The 18760-nt window shown below is 60.0% G+C and carries 20 protein-coding genes; 14 read left to right on the top strand and 6 right to left on the bottom strand.

Annotated elements, in window-relative coordinates; genetic code table 11:
* Positions 1-103 precede the first annotated feature (103 nt).
* The 4 genes from AB4N91_RS03655 (at position 104) to AB4N91_RS03640 (ending at position 3945) form a co-directional block, all read left to right on the top strand.
* Positions 104-868 (top strand): methyl-accepting chemotaxis protein, encoded by a 765-nt coding sequence (locus AB4N91_RS03655; RefSeq protein ID WP_427701491.1) that lies wholly within the window; start codon positions 104-106, stop codon positions 866-868.
* A 194-nt stretch (positions 869-1062) separates the two neighbouring features.
* Entirely contained in the window at positions 1063-2184 is a 1122-nt protein-coding gene (locus AB4N91_RS03650) for a glycosyltransferase family 4 protein (protein ID WP_102594735.1), read from the top strand.
* Positions 2177-2953 carry a DUF2334 domain-containing protein gene (locus AB4N91_RS03645; RefSeq protein ID WP_154912398.1) on the top strand — a complete coding sequence of 259 codons (777 nt, stop codon included), beginning with the start codon at positions 2177-2179 and terminating at the stop codon, positions 2951-2953. Before AB4N91_RS03650 ends, AB4N91_RS03645 begins: the two co-directional genes overlap by 8 nt.
* Positions 2950-3945, top strand: a complete 996-nt coding sequence (locus tag AB4N91_RS03640; protein ID WP_154912397.1) for a lysylphosphatidylglycerol synthase transmembrane domain-containing protein — start codon at positions 2950-2952, stop codon at positions 3943-3945. The genes AB4N91_RS03645 and AB4N91_RS03640 overlap by 4 nt, the downstream gene beginning before the upstream one ends.
* Here AB4N91_RS03640 and AB4N91_RS03635 read toward each other — a convergent pair.
* The gene (locus AB4N91_RS03635) at positions 3932-4108 is read right to left on the bottom strand and encodes a hypothetical protein (protein ID WP_010457533.1); all 177 of its coding nucleotides are present in this window, start codon (positions 4106-4108) and stop codon (positions 3932-3934) included. The genes AB4N91_RS03640 and AB4N91_RS03635 overlap by 14 nt on opposite strands.
* A gap of 86 nt (positions 4109-4194) precedes the next feature.
* A complete protein-coding gene (gene purU, locus AB4N91_RS03630) occupies positions 4195-5043 on the bottom strand; it encodes a formyltetrahydrofolate deformylase (protein ID WP_102594732.1) in 849 nt (282 codons plus the stop codon).
* Between the two features lie 340 nt (positions 5044-5383).
* On the opposite strand from purU, the gene mvaT reads away from it, so the two are divergent.
* The gene (gene mvaT / locus AB4N91_RS03625) at positions 5384-5761 is read left to right on the top strand and encodes a histone-like nucleoid-structuring protein MvaT (RefSeq protein WP_007933316.1); all 378 of its coding nucleotides are present in this window, start codon (positions 5384-5386) and stop codon (positions 5759-5761) included.
* A 99-nt stretch (positions 5762-5860) separates the two neighbouring features.
* On the opposite strand, the gene sbcB is transcribed toward mvaT, so the two are convergent.
* Entirely contained in the window at positions 5861-7291 is a 1431-nt protein-coding gene (gene sbcB, locus AB4N91_RS03620) for an exodeoxyribonuclease I (protein ID WP_010457539.1), read from the bottom strand.
* Between the two features lie 182 nt (positions 7292-7473).
* Between sbcB and AB4N91_RS03615 the strand changes: the two genes are divergently transcribed.
* The 8 genes from AB4N91_RS03615 (at position 7474) to AB4N91_RS03580 (ending at position 15164) form a co-directional block, all read left to right on the top strand.
* Positions 7474-8199 (top strand): RDD family protein, encoded by a 726-nt coding sequence (locus tag AB4N91_RS03615; RefSeq protein ID WP_010457542.1) that lies wholly within the window; start codon positions 7474-7476, stop codon positions 8197-8199.
* Complete coding sequence (locus tag AB4N91_RS03610) at positions 8196-9173, top strand: stage II sporulation protein M (protein ID WP_460112133.1); 978 nt, start codon at positions 8196-8198, stop codon at positions 9171-9173. Before AB4N91_RS03615 ends, AB4N91_RS03610 begins: the two co-directional genes overlap by 4 nt.
* Positions 9160-10704 (top strand): DUF4129 domain-containing protein, encoded by a 1545-nt coding sequence (locus AB4N91_RS03605; RefSeq protein ID WP_200666883.1) that lies wholly within the window; start codon positions 9160-9162, stop codon positions 10702-10704. Before AB4N91_RS03610 ends, AB4N91_RS03605 begins: the two co-directional genes overlap by 14 nt.
* Complete coding sequence (locus tag AB4N91_RS03600) at positions 10701-11864, top strand: DUF4350 domain-containing protein (RefSeq protein ID WP_077748718.1); 1164 nt, start codon at positions 10701-10703, stop codon at positions 11862-11864. The genes AB4N91_RS03605 and AB4N91_RS03600 overlap by 4 nt, the downstream gene beginning before the upstream one ends.
* Entirely contained in the window at positions 11861-12862 is a 1002-nt protein-coding gene (locus tag AB4N91_RS03595) for an AAA family ATPase (protein WP_010457549.1), read from the top strand. Before AB4N91_RS03600 ends, AB4N91_RS03595 begins: the two co-directional genes overlap by 4 nt.
* Positions 12859-14190: a DUF58 domain-containing protein gene (locus AB4N91_RS03590; protein ID WP_460112132.1), complete on the top strand. Its 1332-nt coding sequence runs from the start codon at positions 12859-12861 to the stop codon at positions 14188-14190. Before AB4N91_RS03595 ends, AB4N91_RS03590 begins: the two co-directional genes overlap by 4 nt.
* 106 nt (positions 14191-14296) lie before the next feature.
* Complete coding sequence (locus AB4N91_RS03585; protein WP_010457552.1) at positions 14297-14515, top strand: hypothetical protein; 219 nt, start codon at positions 14297-14299, stop codon at positions 14513-14515.
* A gap of 265 nt (positions 14516-14780) precedes the next feature.
* The gene (locus tag AB4N91_RS03580) at positions 14781-15164 is read left to right on the top strand and encodes a DUF6124 family protein (RefSeq protein ID WP_010457553.1); all 384 of its coding nucleotides are present in this window, start codon (positions 14781-14783) and stop codon (positions 15162-15164) included.
* A gap of 147 nt (positions 15165-15311) precedes the next feature.
* Here the strand turns inward: AB4N91_RS03580 and AB4N91_RS03575 are convergent, their stop codons facing one another.
* Both AB4N91_RS03575 and AB4N91_RS03570 read right to left on the bottom strand, forming a co-directional pair.
* Positions 15312-15671 (bottom strand): PilZ domain-containing protein, encoded by a 360-nt coding sequence (locus tag AB4N91_RS03575; protein ID WP_010457554.1) that lies wholly within the window; start codon positions 15669-15671, stop codon positions 15312-15314.
* Positions 15672-15915: 244 nt separating this feature from the next.
* Positions 15916-16293 carry a tetratricopeptide repeat protein gene (locus AB4N91_RS03570; RefSeq protein ID WP_010457555.1) on the bottom strand — a complete coding sequence of 126 codons (378 nt, stop codon included), beginning with the start codon at positions 16291-16293 and terminating at the stop codon, positions 15916-15918.
* A 157-nt stretch (positions 16294-16450) separates the two neighbouring features.
* On the opposite strand from AB4N91_RS03570, the gene pyk reads away from it, so the two are divergent.
* Positions 16451-17902, top strand: a complete 1452-nt coding sequence (gene pyk / locus AB4N91_RS03565) for a pyruvate kinase (RefSeq protein WP_010457556.1) — start codon at positions 16451-16453, stop codon at positions 17900-17902.
* Positions 17903-17994: 92 nt separating this feature from the next.
* On the opposite strand, the gene AB4N91_RS03560 is transcribed toward pyk, so the two are convergent.
* Entirely contained in the window at positions 17995-18744 is a 750-nt protein-coding gene (locus tag AB4N91_RS03560; protein ID WP_010457557.1) for an enoyl-CoA hydratase-related protein, read from the bottom strand.
* Between the last annotated feature and the right edge of the window lie 16 nt (positions 18745-18760).

The raw sequence follows: 18760 nt of genomic DNA, 5'->3' as shown, positions 1-18760 counted from the left end.
CCGTTTTGTCGAACGTATTCACGGTTCGATCCGTGAAGTGTCCTCGGCCACCGGCCAGGTCAACGAAGTCGCGCTGCGTGTGGTCGCCGCGTCGAATTCGTCGATGTTCAACTCCGACCAGCAAGCCTCGCGCACCAGCAGCGTGGCCGCCGCGATCAACCAGCTCGGCGCCGCCGCTCAGGAAATCGCCCGCAACGCTGCACAGGCGTCCAGCCAGGCCAGCGATGCCCGCAGCCTCGCCGAAGATGGCCAGCAAGTGGTGGATCGCAGCATCAAAGCGATGAATCAGCTGTCGAGCATGCTCAGCGCTTCGAGCACCAACATCGAATCGCTGAACAGCAAAACCGTGAACATCGGGCAGATTCTCGAAGTGATCACCAGCATCTCCCAGCAAACCAACCTGCTGGCGCTCAACGCTGCCATCGAAGCGGCCCGCGCCGGTGAAGCCGGGCGTGGTTTTGCCGTGGTGGCTGACGAAGTACGCAACCTGGCGCACCGCACACAGGAATCGGCGCAACAGGTGCAGACCATGATCGAAGAGCTGCAAGTCGGCGCCCGTGAATCCGTCAGCACCATGAGCGACAGCCAGCGCCACAGCCAGGACAGCGTGGAAATCGCCAACCTGGCGGGCGAGCGCTTGAACAGCGTGACGTTGCGTATTGGTGAGATTGACGGGATGAACCAGTCGGTGGCGACCGCGACCGAGGAACAGACGGCGGTGGTGGAGTCGATCAACGTCGACATTACCGAGATCAACACGCTGAATCAGGAAGGCGTGGAGAACCTGCAATCGACGTTGCGGGCGTGTTCGGACCTGGAGCAGCAGGCGGCACGTCTTAAGCAGTTGGTGGGCAGTTTCCGTATTTGATGCGGCATTGAGGTCCTCTTTGCGGGCAAGCCTCGCTCCTACACGGATTAGCGTTAACGTGTAGGAGCGAGGCTTGCCCGCGAAGGCGTTTTGAAATACACCGCAAAAACCTCGCTGATCTGCGCGCCACAAAACCCCGACCGAACATCTATCCTTCATAAAGGTCAACCAAGGGAGAACAACGGACCGGAGGGATGCTCACTGTGCATATCGCGGACATCACCATGTTCTACGCCCCGGCCAGCGGTGGCGTGCGCACGTATCTGGATGCCAAGCACCGTCGCCTGAGCATCAAGCCAGGCATTCGCCACAGTTTGCTGATTCCAGGGGCACACCTGAGTGAGCATGACGGCGTCTACTCAGTTCCAGCCCCGGCCCTGCCTTTCGGCAAGGGTTATCGTTTTCCTCTCCGCTTGGCGCCATGGCGAAATGTCCTGCATGATTTGCAGCCTGACCTGATCGAAGTCGGCGACCCTTACCTCACCGCATGGGCAGCTCTGGATGCGCGCCGGCAACTGGATGTGCCGGTGATCGGCTTTTATCACTCGGACCTGCCACTGCTGGTCAGCAATCGAATGGGCAATTGGGTGACCCCGAATGTCGAGGCCTATGTCCGCAAGCTGTATGGCAACTTCGACCGGGTGCTGGCACCGAGTCAGGTCATGGCCGACAAGTTGATCGGTCTTGGCGTGAAGAATGTGTTTGTCCAGCCGTTGGGGGTCGACCTGCAAACGTTCAATCCCCAAGCAAGGGACAGCGGCTTGCGGGCCGAGTTAGGCATTGATGAAAACACCCATCTGCTGATTTTTGCCGGCCGTGGCTCCAAGGAAAAAAACCTGCCGGTCTTGCTCGGTTGCATGAAACGTCTGGGGCCTCGTTATCATTTGTTGCTAGTCGGTTCTTCCATGCCCGCTGTGGTGCCGGACAACGTGACTGTCGTCGATGAGTTCTGCCCGGCCACGCAAGTCGCGCGCTTGATGGCCAGCGCTGACGCGTTGCTGCATGCCGGCGATCAGGAAACCTTCGGCCTGGTGATCCTCGAAGCCATGGCCAGCGGTATTCCGGTGGTGGCGGTAGCCGCCGGGGCCTTTCAGGAAATCGTCACCGATCAATGCGGCTTGCTCTGCGCGCCGAACAATCCCCTGGCGATGGCCAATGCCGTCCGCGAGCTGTTCAGCCACGACAGCGCCGCCCTGGGTATGCGCGCCCGCAGCCATGTCGAACAGCATTACGCCTGGGACACCGTGGTCGACAGCCTGCTGGGGCACTATCACGCAGTGCTCGGCAGCCAATGGCCGCTGACCGCCAATGGTTGAGCCCATGAACCTGCCCAGCCTGGTACTCGTGCTGCATGACGTTGCGCCGCAGACCTGGGCCGATTACCAGCCTTTTGTCGAGGCTGTCGATGCCCTGGGCGAGGTGCCGATGACCTGGCTGGTGGTGCCCAACTTCCACAAGCACAACGACCTGGACGAGCATCCGGGATTTCGCCGCTGGCTGACCAGCCGAGTCGCCCGAGGTGACGAACTGGCATTGCACGGCTACTTTCATTGCGACGAAAGCCCTCCTCCCAGCAATCCCAGAGACTGGTTCATGCGCCGGATCTATACCCACGAAGGCGAGTTTTACAGCTTGTCGCAAGCCGCCGCCCTCGCCCGCCTGCGTGCCGGAATCGAAGTGTTCCATCGTTATCGCTGGCCACTGGAAGGCTTCGTCGCCCCGGCGTGGTTGATGAGCGAAGGCACTCGGCAGGCGTTACGCCAGTTACCGCTGCGCTACACCAGCGATTCACAGCATCTCTATCGGCTGCCGGACTTCAAGACCATCGATGCGCCGGGACTGGTCTGGAGTGCGCGCAGCGCCTGGCGCCGGGGGCTGTCGAAAATCATCAGCGACCAGCGTGAACAGCGCTGGCGGCACGCGCCGGTGATTCGCCTTGGACTGCACCCGGTGGACATGCGTCATGGATTTTCGCGCAACTATTGGCTGCAAACCCTCAAGCGCTTGCTCGATGAGGGGCGAGTGCCAATGACCAAGGCCCAGTGGCTCTCTTTTCACAGTGATCGTCTCGGTCGCGCCGCATGAGCCGGGGCATTCTGCTGTTTATCGCCCTGCTCGCCGCGGTGCTGATTCCATTGCTGCTGGGCGGCAACGAGACGTGGTCGCGGCTGCAAAATTTCCCCTTGAATGAATTGCTGATCATGTTCGGCATGATCTTGCTGTGCTGGGTGGTGAACACCCTGCGCTTGCGCCTGTTGCTGGGCGATCAGTGCGACAAGGTCGGCCGGGGCAAGAGTCTTGGCGTAGTGATGGCCGCCGAGTTCGCCTACTGCGCCACCCCAGGCGGCAGCGGCGGCCCGCTGACCATCATGGCGCTACTGGCGCGCAATGGCGTGCGCCCGGCACGGGGCAGCGCGGTGTTCGCCATGGACCAACTCAGCGATCTGCTGTTTTTCCTCTGCGCGCTGAGCGGGATTCTGATCTATGCGTTGTTCCAGCACCTCAGCGAACGCCTGGAATGGCTGCTGATCGTCAGCGCCGTCTCCATGTTTGGCGGGTTGCTCAGTTGCGTGGTGGTGGCGCGCTACCATCGACTGCTGATTCGCCTGAGCGGGCGACTGCTCGTTCGCCTCAACGTCAAAGGCACCACGCGCCTGCGCTGGGCACGCAAGCTCCTGCACTTCCTGGCGGCGTTCACTGACACGCTGAAGTTGCCCGTTCTGACGTTGATCAAGGTGTTTGCCCTGACCTGCGTGCATTGGCTCCTGCGGTATAGCGTGCTGTATCTGGCGTTGCGCGGGCTCGGGGCCGACTTGCAGTGGGCCTGGTGCTTTCTGATCCAGATGCTTTCACTGAGTGCAGGGCAATTCAGCCTGCTGCCGGGCGGTGCGGGGGCGGCGGAGTTGACTTCAGCGGCGCTGTTGGCGCCCATGGTGGGGAAATCCACCGCCGCGGCGGCGATTCTGATCTGGCGGACGGTGACGTATTACTTCTACCTGGTAGTGGGCGGCCCGGTGTTTCTGCTGATGCTGGGGCGGCCGCTGCTGAAGAAACTGATGAAGTTCAAGCAGGCTTAGGCTTGTCTTCGGGTTGCTGCTGCAACTGCTCCCACAACTCGGCGGCACCGGGAAACTCCGTGCCGTCTTCAGGGCTCATCTCATCCGGGTCGTAGCGACTCAAACAGCCCTCCCCCAACGTGGCGGGGGCCTTGGAAGTGGCTTTGTCGAGTGGATCGGCCATGGTCATGTCCTCAGTGCAGAAACGGCGAAGGGCCTGAAGCGATTGAACGCCCAGGCCCTTCGAATTTCAACCGTGATGTGCGGCGATCAGAACACTACGGTCTTGTTGCCATGCACCAGCACCCGGTCTTCCAGGTGATAACGCAGACCGCGGGCCAGCACCATTTTCTCGACGTCACGGCCGAAACGCACCATGTCTTCAATGCTGTCGCTGTGGCTGACGCGCACCACGTCCTGCTCGATGATCGGACCGGCGTCCAGCTCTTCGGTCACGTAGTGGCACGTCGCGCCAATCAACTTCACGCCACGCATCGAGGCCTGGTGATACGGCTTGGCGCCGACGAACGACGGCAGGAAGCTGTGGTGAATGTTGATGACCTTGTGCGCATATTCCCTGCACAACGCGGGCGGCAGGATTTGCATGTAACGGGCAAGTACCACCACTTCGGCATCGTGATGTTTGACCAGGCGCGAGACTTCGGCGAAGGCCGGCTCTTTGTCCTGTGGATTGACCGGCACGTGGTAATAAGGAATGCCGTGCCACTCGACCATGCTGCGCAAGTCGTCGTGGTTGGAAATCACACAGGAAATTTCGCAATCCAGTTCATCACTGTGCCAGCGGTGCAGCAAGTCGGCCAGACAGTGGGACTCACGGCTGGCCATCAACACAACGCGCTTTTTCTGCGCGGTGTCGGTAATGCGCCAGTTCATCGAGAACTCTTCGGCAATGGGTGCAAACGCTTCGCGAAAGGCCTCAATACCGAAAGGCAGCGAGTCGGCACGTATTTCGTGACGCATGAAGAACCAGCCATTCTGATTGTCCGAGTGATGGCTTGCTTCAGTGATCCAGCCGTTATGTGACGCCAGAAAGTTACTGACTTTAGCAACGATGCCGACGCGGTCCGGGCAAGCAATCACCAGCCGAAAAGTGCGCATGAGGGGGAAACTCCAGAACTTCGCAAAGGCCGCCATTCTAGCGATTGCGCAGCAAAACTGCAGTATCGATGACACATTGACCTGCACGCGGGTCAGTGGAACAGATTCCGGCAGCCCCTCACCACCCGCGCGATGGTGTTCTTGTAGTCAATCTTCAAGCGCTCAATTGTGAATATCTGTGATGACTGCATCACACTTTTAACTCTGCGTTGAATTGGCGTCCTATTCATCGCAACTAATTTAAATAAAAAGCCGGTTAAATGTTTACTTGATGAAACACCCTGACTATTATTGCGGCACTGTCACCCTGCCATCCAGCGCCCAACATAAGGTAGTCCTCATGTCCTTGATCAACGAATATCGCGCCACCGAAGAAGCTATCAAAGAGCTGCAAGCCCGTTTGAAGAACCTGTCCCAAGACGACAAACTGCAAACCGAGCTGGAATTCGAAGGCAAACTGCGCACCCTGATGGGCGAATACTCCAAGTCCCTGCGTGACATCATCGCGTTGCTGGACCCAGAGTCCAAGACCAAAGCACCACGTGGCGGCGCAGTAAAAACTACTGGCACCAAGCGTGCTCGCAAAGTTAAACAATACAAAAACCCGCACAACGGCGAAGTCATCGAAACCAAAGGTGGCAACCACAAGACTCTGAAAGAGTGGAAAGCCAAGTGGGGCGGTGACGTGGTTGAAGGCTGGGCTACCCTGCTGGGCTAAGCCCAATAGGTTGTCAAAGACTTATCCGTGACAAAAAATAACGCCAGCTGATGCTGGCGTTTTTTTATGCCCGGAATACAGCCCGGGCATTTTTCGTTTTCAAAGATTCAAACGTTTGCGTAATTCCTGGACATAATTCTGCCATTCACTCAGTACCTCTCGCTGAAACGTTGTAGCAGTAACGCTCAATTGGGCTGCGGCTTCTACGAAACTTTCAAGCGTATTGGGCGCCCCCCACTCCGGGGTCGACAAACGTTGCTGACAGAATGTTTGCCAGCGCTCTTGCTCCTCGGAATTCAACGTATCGGGGAAGTTGCGTGCGCGATAACGAAACAATAATTCAGGTAAACGTTCGTCATCGAAAGGCCATTGCTGTTGTGATAATTGGGCTGGGTCGGCGGCCCTGACTTGCTCACATAGACGACGATCCCGATCACCGATAAAACCATCGTATAACTGTTGTTCGGGGTCCCGGCTCGGAGTGAAATCTTCGCTGGCATAAATAGCCAACACTTTATCTCGCCAAACTTGTTGTGCGTCACTTAGCCGCAGTACGCGATCCTGATAAAGCGCCATGTCCAGCCCCAGGCGTTGCTGATCGTCAGGACGAAGTACCGACAGCGGCGCCACCACCGGGCACTTGTTGATATGAATGAGCTTGAGCGGCACCGGCAATTCGCCGTCGGCCAGGTCATCACGGCGGGTATACAGGCGCTGACGCAAGGTTTCTGCGTCCAGATCAAGCAACCCCTGGGGATCCAGATGCAGGTCACAGACAATCAGGGCGTTCTTGTTGCGTGGATGCCAGGCCAGTGGCAACACCACACCGACATAACTGCGAGCCGCCGAGAATCGTCCGGAAATGTGCACCATCGGCTGTAACAGCCGAATCTGATCCATCACCTTTTGTTTGCCGCGCAACTGGAACAACCAGTCATACAACTTCGGCTGCTTCTCGCGAATAAGCCGAGCCAGGGCGATGGTGGCGCGAACGTCCGACAGCGCCTCGTGGGCATTGCCGTGGTCAATGCCATTGGCGGCGGTCAGCCGTTCGAGTTTAAGCGTCACCCGCCCTTCATCATCGGTTGGCCAGACAAGGCCATCGGGGCGCAAGGCGTAGGCCGCACGTACCACATCAATCAGGTCCCAGCGGCTGTTGCCGCCCTGCCACTCGCGCGCATACGGGTCGAAAAAGTTTCGGTACAGGCTGTAACGGGTCATCTCGTCATCGAAGCGCAACGTGTTGTAACCCGCGCCGCAGGTCCCCGGTGCCGCCAGTTGAGCGTGCACCCGGGTCATGAAGTCGGCTTCGCTCAAACCGTGTTCGGCCAGCTGGCTGGGCGTAATACCGGTGATCGCGCAGGCTGCTGGATGCGGCAGGATGTCGTCGCTGGGCTGACAGAAGAGGTTGACCGGCTCGTCTATTTCATTGAGATCGAAGTCGGTGCGAATCCCCGCCACCTGGAGGGGGCGGTCGCATCGGGGATTGATGCCGGTGGTTTCGTAGTCGTACCAGAAGATCGAGGTCACGGGCTGTTCCTGAACTGAAGATCGGCAAAGTCTAGGCGTTCACATCCCGCCCCGGCCAGTAACTTGTCATTCAATCACTTCTGGTTTCGCAACGTGCAATACATAGTTATGTCGTTTTCCCCCGAGAGGCTGCTAGCATCGGACAGACATCGAATCCCGAACAGGCCACATCAAGGTTGCCCATGCTCGAGACCACAGCACTGCCAAGGAATGCGACGCTGCCCCCACCACTGGACACGCGGTATCAAGTCGAAACGCCCGAAGGCATCGACTTGCCACTGCGCCCGGCCGGGTTGATGGTTCGTGCGCTGGCGTTCTCCATCGACCTCGGGTTGCGCGGGCTGATACTCGGCGTGCTGTTTATCGTGTTGGCGTTTCTGGGAAAACTCGGTGCCGGGCTGGGCTCGATCCTGCTGTTCGGGGTCAGCTGGTGGTACATGGTGCTGTTCGAGGTCCTCAATCAGGGCCGTTCGCCGGGCAAACAATGGATGGGGTTGCGCGTGGTACATGACGACGGCACCCCGATCGGATGGTCCGCCTCGCTGTTGCGTAACCTGTTGCGATTCGTCGACCTGTTGCCGTTTGGCTACTTCCTCGGCGCCATCAGTTGCCTGCAACACCCCTCCTTCAAACGCCTCGGTGACCTGGCCGCCGGCACGCTGGTGATCTACCGCGAACAGCCATTGACCCGACCGCAACTGCCCGACGTCCAGCCTCGGCGCCCGGCCTTTGCCCTGACGCTACCCGAGCAACGTGCCGTCCTCGGGTTTGCCGAGCGCCAGGGCGAACTTTCCGAGGCGCGCAGCCATGAACTCGCGTCCATCCTTGCCCAACCCTTGCAGGTTCCCGCGCCACGCGCCGTGGCGGAACTTAACGCCATCGCTCGTGGTTTGTTGGGGCCCGCATGAAGCAAAGCCTTTTCGAAAATCGCCACAAGGCCGAATGGGCGCGGTTTTCCCTGGTGCTTGAACAACTGGAGCGCGGCAAGGACGCTTCCGGTATCGCCACTTTCCCGAAAGACTATCGACGGCTCTGCCAACAACTGGCACTGGCTCAGGAACGGGGCTACAGCAGCTTCCTGATCGACTCCTTGCAGCAGCAGGTGCTGCGCGGGCATCAACAGCTTTACCGGCATCGCAGTCGACTGGGCGCCAACATACTGAGCTTTATCCTTGCCGGCTTCCCGCGGCTGGTGCGCGAACAATGGCGCTTTGTGCTCGCCGCCAGTCTGATGTTTTTTGGCAGTCTGATCGGCTTTGCGCTGCTGGTGTATCTGTTCCCGGACCTGGTCTACAGCCTGATCCCGGCCGAGCAGGTCAGTGAGATGCAAAGCATGTACGACCCGGTCGCCGGCCATTTGGGCCGCTCGGCGGAACGCGCCGCCAGCGAAGACTGGGTGATGTTCGGTTACTACATCATGCACAACATCGGCATCGCCTTTCAGACCTTCGCCAGCGGGTTGCTGTTTGGTCTGGGCAGCGCATTTTTCCTGCTGTTCAATGGCTTGATGATCGGTGCGGTGGCGGGACACTTGACGCACATCGGTTTCGGGCAAACCTTCTGGTCCTTCGTGATTGGTCACGGCGCGTTCGAACTGAGCGCCATCGCCCTGGCCGGTGCCGCCGGCCTGCAACTGGGCTGGGCGTTGATCGCGCCGGGACGCCTGCCCCGCGCCGAAGCGTTGCGACTGGCAGCGCGCAAAAGCGTGTTGCTGATCTGCGGCGTCATGCTGTTTCTGCTGATTGCCGCGTTTATCGAAGCCTACTGGTCGTCGATGACCGCGCCGGCCCCCATGACCAAATACCTGGTCGGCGCGGCGCTCTGGTTGTTGGTGGCGACTTACTTGCTGTTTGCCGGACGGAACCGCCATGCGCCTGAGTGATGCCACGGTCGTCATCCGCCCGCGCAACTCCTGGGAAGCCATGGACCTGGGCGTGCTGCTGAGCCAGCGCCATCGACGGTTGCTGATGACCAGTTGGGCCATCATCACCTTGCCGATCTTCGCGCTGCTCAGCTTTTTCCTGTGGGATTCACCCTCCCTCGCCGTGTTTATCTTTTGGTGGTTGAAACCGGCATTCGAGCGCTTGCCGCTGTATATCCTGTCCAAAGCCATGTTCGGCGAAACGCCCACCTTGAAACAGGCGCTGCGCCAATGGCCGAACCTGCTCAAGCCACAACTGTTGGCCAGCCTGACCTGGCGACGCCTGAGCCTGAGCCGCAGCTTTCTGATGCCGGTGGTGCAACTCGAAGGCCTGGCGGGCGATGAACGACAGCAGCGCTTGCGGGTGTTGCTGCAGCGCAACGCCGGTGCAGCGCAGTGGTTGACGATCATTGGCGTGCACCTGGAAAGTGCGCTGTGGATTGGCCTGATGGTGCTGTTCTATATGTTCCTGCCACAGCAGGTTGAACTCGACTGGAGCTGGCAGACCTTGATCGACGTGGCCAGCCAGGACTGGCGCTGGCTGGAACACCTGACGAATTTCTTTTACGTGCTGGTGCTGATTGTCTGGGAACCGATCTACGTGGCCTGCGGTTTCAGCCTTTATCTGAATCGGCGCACGGTGCTGGAAGCCTGGGACATCGAACTGGTGTTCCGCCGATTGCGCCAACGCCTCAACACCACGGCGGTCACTCTGCTGCTGGCAGCGATAATGCTGGTGCCGACCACGCAAAACGTCTGGGCCGCCGAGCCGGTCATTACCCCGGACAGCCCACGTCTGCTGGACCAACCACTGACCAGCCAGGCCTCTAGGGACACCATCAAAACAATCCTCGATCAGCCCCCGTTCACGAACAAGGAAACGGTGACCCGCTATCGATTTGGCGAAGACAAACCCGACACCAAAACCCCGGACGACGGGAAAACACCCGAATGGCTGAAGGCTTTGGCCAGTCTGCTCGACAGCCAGCGTTTCGGCTTTATTGCCAACCTGATTGAAGTTCTGCTCTGGGCCGCCGTAATGAGCGCCATCGGCGTGTTGATCTGGCGTTACCGCGACTGGTTGCAGGCATTCGTCAGTCGTCGGCGGGTGTTGAACCGACGAGCCGCGCGTCCGTTACCGCAGCAAGCATTCGGCCTGGACCTGAGCCGCGAAACCCTGCCCGCCGACATTGCCGCCAGCGCTGAAAGTCTCTGGCAAACCAACCCGCGCGCGGCCCTCGGGTTGCTCTATCGCGCACTGCTCAGCCATTTGTTGCACGACCACAACATGGCACTGAAACCCGCCGACACCGAAGGCGAGGTGCTACAACGCGTCGAACAACTGCACCAACCGGCCTTGCTCGCTTTCAGCAAAACCTTGACCGGGCACTGGCAAAACATGGCCTACGGGCATCGATTGCCACCCGCGCATTTGCAACAGGAACTGTGTGACGGCTGGCGAACCTTGTTCGGCCCGGGAGCCGTCCGTTGAACCGGCGCTGGTGGCTTTCGGTCGGCGTGTTCATCACTGTACTGGTGGGCGCGCTGAGTGTTTATCTGTACCTGAAAGCCACGCCGTATCAGGCCGAAATCGATCACGGCCCCACGCCCGAAGCCCAGGCCAATCCCTATCTGGCCGCCGAGCATTTCCTGCGCAAACAGGGTCTGACCGTCGGCCATGCCAACAGTCTCGACGTTCTGCCCAGCCTCGACCCGCATCAGCACAGCCTGTTGTTGCTCGGTGATCGCTACAACATGACCCCACGCCAGATTGATCAAGTGATGAACTGGACCCGGGCCGGCGGGCGCCTGTTGTTTGTCGCCCAGTCGCTGTGGGATGAAAAGACCGGCCAGAGCAATGACCTGCTGCTCGATCGCGTGCAGGTGCATCAGTCGCTGAGCAAAGACCTCAAGGAGCCTCCACCGGACATCCTTGACGACCCGTTCCCCAAACTGACCAAGCTGTACCTGGAAGACGAGAACGCGCCGGCCTACGCCAGTTTCGATACGGCGTTCCACCTCGAAGACCCGAATAACCTCGCGCAAGCCTGGGCCAACAGCGGCAAGGCCACGCACATGATGCAGTTGAAACACGGGCTCGGCTCGATCATCGTCGTCACCGACGCCGACCTGTGGAAAACTCCGGACATTGCCCAATACGACAATGCCTGGCTGCTCTGGTACCTGACCGCCGACACGCGCGTGACCCTGCTGTTCAATACCGACCACGACAGTCTGCTGACCTTGCTGCTGCGCAACTTCCCTCAGGCGTTGGTCGCCCTCATCGCCCTGATCGGTCTTGCGCTCTGGCATGTCGGGGTACGCCAGGGTCCGCTGCTGGCACCGGCGTCTAAAGGTCGCCGGCAACTTCAGGAACACCTGCGCGCCAGCGCCGATTTCATGCTGCGCCGCAGCGGTCAGCACAGCCTGTTGCAAGCCTTGCAGCAAGACATCCTGCGCCGTGTCCGCCACCGACACCCCGGCTTTGAACAACTCGGCGTCGCCGAACAATGGCTGGTGCTCGCGCGCCTGACCGGCCAGCCCACACGCGCCATCAGCCAGGCGATGAGCCCGCGACCGAAACAGCGGCTGTCCAGCGCTGAGTTCAGTCGACAGGTCGCCCACCTGCAAACCTTGAGGAACACGCTATGAGTCAACAGATCGAGCCCGGCAGCGCGACCCACGCCGCCCAGCAACGCCAGCGCGCCAGTCAGTTGGCCCAGGCCGTGCGCAATGAGTTGCAAAAAGCCGTGATCGGACAGAACAGCGTGATTGACGACGTTCTCACTGCACTGATCGCCGGCGGCCACGTGTTGCTCGAAGGTGTGCCGGGGTTGGGCAAAACACTGCTGGTACGTGCCCTCGCCCGCTGCTTCGGCGGCGAATTTGCGCGCATCCAGTTCACCCCGGACCTGATGCCCAGCGACGTCACCGGGCACGCGGTCTACGACCTGAACACAGAGCAGTTCAAACTGCGCAAGGGTCCGATATTCACTAACTTGCTGCTGGCTGACGAGATCAACCGTGCGCCGGCGAAAACCCAGGCCGCGTTACTTGAGGCCATGCAGGAACGCCAGGTCACTCTGGAAGGCCGCGCCTTGGCCATCGTGCAACCGTTCATGGTGCTCGCCACGCAAAACCCGATCGAACAGGAAGGCACGTATCCACTGCCCGAAGCTGAACTCGACCGTTTCATGCTCAAGGTGCGCATGGATTACCCCGACGCCGATCAAGAGCTGAACATGGTCCGCCAGGTCAGCCGCTCGACCCGCGCCGACATGCTCGACGTGCAACCGCTGCGCACCGTGTTGCAAGCCAAGGACGTGATGGCCTTGCAGCGCATCGCCAGCGACCTGCCGCTGGACGATCAAGTCCTCGATTACGCCGTGCGCCTGGCCCGCACTACTCGCACCTGGCCAGGCCTGACCCTCGGCGCCGGGCCTCGCGCGTCCATTGCCCTGGTGCGTTGCGCCCGCGCCCGCGCGCTGCTGCGTGGCGGCGACTTCGTGATCCCGGATGACATCAAGGGTTGCGCCTTGTCGGTGCTGCGCCATCGCGTCCGGATCGCCCCCGAGTTCGACATCGAGGGGCTGGATGTCGATCAGGTGCTCAAGCAGTTGCTCGATCAAGTGCCGGCGCCGCGTCTGTGAAACCGTCGCGCCTGTTGCTGATCTGGCTCGCCATCTTGCTCGCCATCGGCATCGTGCTGGGCATGTTGCAGGCACTGGACATCGACATGCCCTCAACCCTGTTGTCGATCAACTGGGGATTGTTGCTGGCGCTGCTGGCCCTGGCCGTTCTCGACGCCGTTCGCCTCAAGCGTTTGCCCTCGCCACGCCTCCAACGCCAGATGCCCGGCAGCCTTGCACTCGGCCGTTGGAGCGAAGTGCGGCTGGAGGTCGAGCATGACTTTGATCAACCACTGAACATCCAGATCTTCGACCATGTTCCGGAAGGCCTGAGCTTCGAAAACCTCCCGCTGCTGGGAGCACTGCAACCCGGTCAACAGAGCCTTGTGGGCTATCGATTGCGTCCCCTCAAGCGCGGCCACTTCACCTTCGAACACTGCGAAATCAACCTGCCGAGTCCAATGGGCCTGTGGTCCGGCAAACGCCTGCTGAACGTGACCGACAGCACCCGCGTCTACCCCGACTTCGCCCGTCTCTATGGCGGTGAACTGCTGGCGGTGGACAACTGGCTCAGCCAGCTCGGCGTGCGCCAGCGCCAGCGTCGTGGCCTGGGCCTGGAATTCCATCAACTGCGCGAATTCCGTGAAGGCGACAGCCTGCGCCAGATCGACTGGAAAGCCACCGCCCGCCAACGTACACCGATCGCCCGTGAGTACCAGGACGAGCGCGACCAGCAAATCATCTTCATGCTCGATTGCGGCCGCCGGATGCGCAGCCAGGACGGCGAACTCGCCCATTTCGATCACGCACTCAATGCCTGCCTGTTGCTCAGCTACATCGCCCTGCGCCAGGGTGATGCCGTGGGCCTGAGCACGTTCGCCAGTGATCGCGCGCACTACCTCGCCCCGGTCAAAGGCACGGGGCAGCTCAATGTGTTGCTCAACACCGTCTATGACCTCGACAGCACCCAACGCCCCGCCGACTACCACGCTGCCGCCACCCAGCTACTGGCCCGCCAGAAACGCCGGGCGCTGGTGGTGCTGGTCACCAACCTGCGTGACGAAGACGACGACGAACTGCTCACCGCCGTCAAACGCCTGAGCAAACTGCATCGGGTGCTGGTGGCGAGTCTGCGCGAAGACGTGCTCGACGATTTGCGGCACGCGCCAGTGCAAACCTTGCCGGAGGCGCTGGCCTATTGCGGGACGGTGGATTACCTGAATGACCGGGCGCAACTCCATGAGCAGTTGAGTGCTCATGGAGTGCCGGTGGTGGATGCCCGGCCCTCAGAGTTGGGGGCCGGGTTGGTGACGCGGTATTTGGGGTGGAAGAAAGAAGGTGCTATGTAATAGCGATAAAAAAGGTGGCGATGTCCGGTCTCAGCAATGCAGCAAAGCTGAAGTTAATAATTTCAATGACAATCCGAAATACCAAATAGCTAGCAAGGAATAAATCATGGACGATAAATATCTATTCGCGTCAGTGCTAATCAAGATCAACCAGAACCAACTAGCGTTGGGTGCGGCTATGGATGAGCTCACTATCTGGGCTGAGAAGCAAGGTGCGAGCGATGTCGCTGGCCACATAAGAGATGCACTAGAAACGCTGGATCAAAATCAAGAGTTTATCTCGTTGGCTCTTCTCTCTGTGTCAACTGACTTCAAAGGAGAATAGGTATCCCCGCTTTATAGTCCCTTTACCCGAAGCGAAGAGTGACGGAGTGGAGAGACTCGCTTTGCTGTGGCCAATGGTCATGACCATTGGCCAAGCCTGCATTCACCCTGGTCCTACACGTATATACAAGAAGCCGTACAACGGCTACATAATCAGTTGCTTCTGCCTACAACCTGCGGTGCCCCCGACTGACTTCGGGCGAGAGTCACCCCGATTAAGGTTCTCCTATCGCTACTTATCAGCGATCCAATAAGGAGTTAACCCCATGTCGAAGGCTACACCTGCCCCTTCCGAGCCTACGTGCTCAGCCTATGCCACTTTCGATCCAAAAAAACTTCATACCGCCGCCCAAAAAGCGCTGAACCACCATCTCGCTCAAAAAAAAACCAAATCGTGCTTTGCTAACGAACGCACCACCGAGGAACGCGCCATGAAGATGTTCACCGTTGTCCCTGATGCCAACCCCGAAGCCTTGACCATCGAGACCTACGAAACATTCTCGACGGTCAGCATTCTGCTACTCGACCTGGCGGAAAGTCTGGACGACAAGCCGCGGCATCTGGCGATGGCGATTTATCGGATGAGTGAGTTGGGGTTGATGCTGGTGGAGCGGTCGCTGGATAACGAAAAGGCGATCAAGACGACCTGAGCTTGATTATCAGGCGCCTGAGCTGACGTCATCGCGAGCAGGCTCGCTCCTACAGGGGATTTTCAGTGACCACAAAATTTATGGACAGCCGATACCCCTGTGGGAGCGAGCCTGCTCGCGATGGCCATTGCCGATGCATCACAACACTCAGGCAGACGCCGGCATCGGCTGAAAACTGAAGTACTGCGTCAACGCCTCCACCAATTGCCCATACTCCGGCGGTGCCCGTTGCAGGCTGAACCCGGCGTCGTAATGGTGGGGGGTTTCGTCTTCGTGGCACCACAAACAACAGGCCGTCAGGTCAATGACCTGTTGGCAACCGTCGCTGGCGGGGATTTTCAAACGCAGGTCAAAGTCGACGCCCACCATCATGGGCAACTGGCTGATGAGCATCAGCCCGTCGGCGGACACATTGCCCAGAAAGCCGATGGGTTTGTCGGTGACGCTGTTGAATACTTTCAGAAAATACGGCAGTTGATGCCGCTCGATCCGGCGGTCGGTAAACATGCGCAGTTGGCCCAGCAAGGCCCTTAAGCAGGGCCGCACTAATGCTTCGGAACGTGCCGTTTTTGCTTTTGTTGAAAAGCCTGGCGCGCTCTCCCCGTTCCCGGTGCGTCAGTCCATGAATCCGCTGACGCTTACGGCTGCCGGTCACAGGTATGACCTCGGTCTAGAGACATGGCTCTAAAACCGATCCATTCGACTATAGCTCACCACCGCCGGGCGGCCAGCCTTTGCACGACAACGGCAATCAGAACCGCGTCGGGCGCACGGCGGCCGCGGCGCTGCGAGTCGGGTAATGTCCCAGGCTCTGCAAGGTTTCCAGACGGGCGCGGGCGCGGTAGGCGTATTCGCTTTGCGGGTAGGACGCCATGATGAACTGATAAGTCTGCGCCGCATCGATGAACAGCTTCTGCCGTTCCAGGCACTGGCCACGCATCATCGACACTTCCGGCCACACATAAGGCCGCGCACGGCTGGAGCGTTCGACTTTGGACAATTCGAGCATCACCTGCTCGCAATTGCCGCGATCGTAAGCGCTGTAGGCATTATTCAAATGATGGTTCATAGACCAACGGGCGCAACCCGTCACACTGAGGGCAAGGGCGGCAATGAGCACGAATCGCATGGGGGATCTCCTGTCTTGAGCTCTGTATCGACCCGTGAGCAGAAATCTTCAGGAATGTTCGGTTAAAGAAACAAACGAAAAAGTAGTGCAAACGAACAATGACTACACCCGCTGACCATAGTAGCCTCACTCAGCGCTTGAACTCAGGAGTCTTTGCATGTCCGTCCGTCGTACCAAAATCGTCGCTACCCTTGGCCCGGCCAGTAACTCGCCGGAAGTTCTCGAACAGCTGATTCTGGCTGGCCTGGACGTCGCCCGCCTGAACTTCTCCCACGGCACCCCCGACGAGCACAAGGCTCGCGCGAAGCTGGTGCGTGACCTCGCGGCCAAGCACGGTCGTTTCGTGGCCCTGCTGGGTGACCTGCAAGGCCCGAAAATCCGGATCGCCAAATTCGCCAACAAGAAGATCGAGCTGAAGATCGGTGATCAATTCACCTTCTCCACCAGCCATCCTCTGACCGAAGGCAACCAGCAAGTGGTCGGCATCGACTACCCGGATCTGGTCAAGGATTGCGGCGTGGGCGACGAGCTGCTGCTCGACGACGGCCGCGTGGTGATGCGCGTCGATACCGCCACCGCCACCGAACTGAACTGCACCGTACTGATCGGCGGCCCGCTGTCCGACCATAAAGGCATCAACCGTCGCGGCGGTGGCCTGACGGCGCCGGCCCTGACCGAGAAAGACAAGGCCGACATCAAGCTCGCCGCCGAGATGGAAGTGGACTACCTCGCCGTGTCCTTCCCGCGCGACGCTGCCGACATGGAATACGCCCGTCAACTGCGCGACGAGGCCGGCGGTACGGCCTGGCTGGTGGCGAAGATCGAACGCGCCGAAGCCGTGGCCGACGACGACACCCTCGATGCACTGATCAAAGCCTCCGACGCCGTCATGGTGGCCCGTGGTGACCTCGGTGTGGAAATCGGCGACGCCGAGCTGGTGGGCATTCAGAAGAAGATCATTCTGCACGCACGCCGCCACAACAAGGCTGTGATCGTGGCGACCCAGATGATGGAGTCGATGATCCAGAACCCGATGCCGACCCGCGCCGAAGTGTCCGACGTAGCCAACGCCGTGCTCGACTACACCGACGCCGTGATGCTCTCGGCGGAAAGTGCTGCCGGCCTGTACCCGCTGGAAGCCGTGCAAGCGATGGCGCGCATCTGCATCGGCGCGGAAAAGCATCCGACCAGCAAGACCTCCAGCCACCGCATCGGCAAAGTGTTCGAAAGCTGCGACCAGTCCATCGCCCTGGCGGCCATGTACACCGCCAACCACTTCCCGGGCGTGAAGGCGATCATCGCCCTGACCGAAAGTGGCTACACGCCGTTGATCATGTCGCGCATCCGTTCTTCGGTGCCGATCTACGCGTTCTCCCCGCACCGCGAAACCCAGGCCCGCGCGGCGATGTTCCGTGGCGTCTACACCGTTCCGTTCGACCCGGCATCGCTGCCGCCTGAGCAAGTCAGCCAGGCCGCGATCGACGAGTTGCTCAAGCGCGGCGTTGTCGAGAAAGGCGACTGGGTCATCCTGACCAAGGGCGACAGCTACCACACCATCGGCGGCACCAACGGGATGAAAATCCTGCACGTTGGCGATCCGATGGTCTGAGTGATCGGCTGCTGAAAAGCAAAAGCCCCGCCATGTGAATGGCGGGGCTTTTTTGTTGATCGCTCCCACGATCTGCGTGGGAACGATCGATGTCAGTGTCGGCTGATAAAAGCCGACAATGCCGCCATCGCCTCAGGCGAGCGCAACCTTTGGGTGAACAACGCGCCCTCTTCTTCGATCACTGTGCGCAGCTGCTCCCGGTCCGGCGCTTTCATCAATTGCTTGCTGATCCGCACCGCTTCCGGTGGCAATGACTCAAACCGCAACGCCATCTCCCGCGCCTTGGCCAACGCCGCTTCGCCACTGCCCAACGCTTCGGTGGCAATGCCCCACGCCGCAGCCTGCTCACCGCTAAACCCTTCACCCAACAGCAACAGCTCCGCTGCTTTGGCATGCCCGAGCAATCGCGGCAGGATCAGGCTCGAACCAAACTCCGGGCACAACCCGAGGTTCACGAACGGCATGCGCAACCGCGCATCACGGCTGACATACACCAGATCGCAATGCAGCAACAGCGTCGTGCCGATCCCCACCGCCGCGCCCGCCACGGCGGCGATCACCGGTTTGCGGCATTCCAGCAAGTTGAGCATGAAGTGGAACACCGGGCTGTCGAGGTTGCTCGGCGGTTGCTGGATGAAATCGGCGATGTCGTTGCCGGCAGTGAAGCACTCGGCGCTGCCGGTGATCAGCACGGCGTTGATGTCGGGGTCGGTGTCGGCCTGTTTCAGCGCGTCGGCCAAGTGGCTGTACATGGCGCGGGTCAGGGCGTTTTTCTTGTCGGGGCGGTTCAGGCGCAGGGTCAGCAGGCCGCGTTCGCGTTCAAGCTGGATGGCATCGGTCATGGCGAGTCTCGCGTCG

It is taken from the genome of Pseudomonas sp. H3_D04, from assembly GCF_054669175.1.
The sequence above is the reverse complement of the archived record's forward strand: the minus strand, read 5'-3'. Positions and strand labels throughout refer to the sequence as shown.

Bases quoted from the DNA above. Each gene is read 5' to 3' on its own strand.
- AB4N91_RS03655 (WP_427701491.1), top strand. From the start codon at position 104: ATGTTCAACTCCGACCAGCAAGCCTCGCGCACCAGCAGCGTGGCCGCC.
- AB4N91_RS03650 (WP_102594735.1), top strand. From the start codon at position 1,063: ATGCTCACTGTGCATATCGCGGACATCACCATGTTCTACGCCCCGGCC.
- AB4N91_RS03645 (WP_154912398.1), top strand. From the start codon at position 2,177: ATGGTTGAGCCCATGAACCTGCCCAGCCTGGTACTCGTGCTGCATGAC.
- AB4N91_RS03640 (WP_154912397.1), top strand. From the start codon at position 2,950: ATGAGCCGGGGCATTCTGCTGTTTATCGCCCTGCTCGCCGCGGTGCTG.
- AB4N91_RS03635 (WP_010457533.1), bottom strand. From the start codon at position 4,108: ATGGCCGATCCACTCGACAAAGCCACTTCCAAGGCCCCCGCCACGTTG.
- purU (WP_102594732.1), bottom strand. From the start codon at position 5,043: ATGCGCACTTTTCGGCTGGTGATTGCTTGCCCGGACCGCGTCGGCATC.
- mvaT (WP_007933316.1), top strand. From the start codon at position 5,384: ATGTCCTTGATCAACGAATATCGCGCCACCGAAGAAGCTATCAAAGAG.
- AB4N91_RS03615 (WP_010457542.1), top strand. From the start codon at position 7,474: ATGCTCGAGACCACAGCACTGCCAAGGAATGCGACGCTGCCCCCACCA.
- AB4N91_RS03610 (WP_460112133.1), top strand. From the start codon at position 8,196: ATGAAGCAAAGCCTTTTCGAAAATCGCCACAAGGCCGAATGGGCGCGG.
- AB4N91_RS03605 (WP_200666883.1), top strand. From the start codon at position 9,160: ATGCGCCTGAGTGATGCCACGGTCGTCATCCGCCCGCGCAACTCCTGG.
- AB4N91_RS03595 (WP_010457549.1), top strand. From the start codon at position 11,861: ATGAGTCAACAGATCGAGCCCGGCAGCGCGACCCACGCCGCCCAGCAA.
- AB4N91_RS03585 (WP_010457552.1), top strand. From the start codon at position 14,297: ATGGACGATAAATATCTATTCGCGTCAGTGCTAATCAAGATCAACCAG.
- AB4N91_RS03580 (WP_010457553.1), top strand. From the start codon at position 14,781: ATGTCGAAGGCTACACCTGCCCCTTCCGAGCCTACGTGCTCAGCCTAT.
- AB4N91_RS03575 (WP_010457554.1), bottom strand. From the start codon at position 15,671: ATGTTTACCGACCGCCGGATCGAGCGGCATCAACTGCCGTATTTTCTG.
- AB4N91_RS03570 (WP_010457555.1), bottom strand. From the start codon at position 16,293: ATGCGATTCGTGCTCATTGCCGCCCTTGCCCTCAGTGTGACGGGTTGC.
- pyk (WP_010457556.1), top strand. From the start codon at position 16,451: ATGTCCGTCCGTCGTACCAAAATCGTCGCTACCCTTGGCCCGGCCAGT.
- AB4N91_RS03560 (WP_010457557.1), bottom strand. From the start codon at position 18,744: ATGACCGATGCCATCCAGCTTGAACGCGAACGCGGCCTGCTGACCCTG.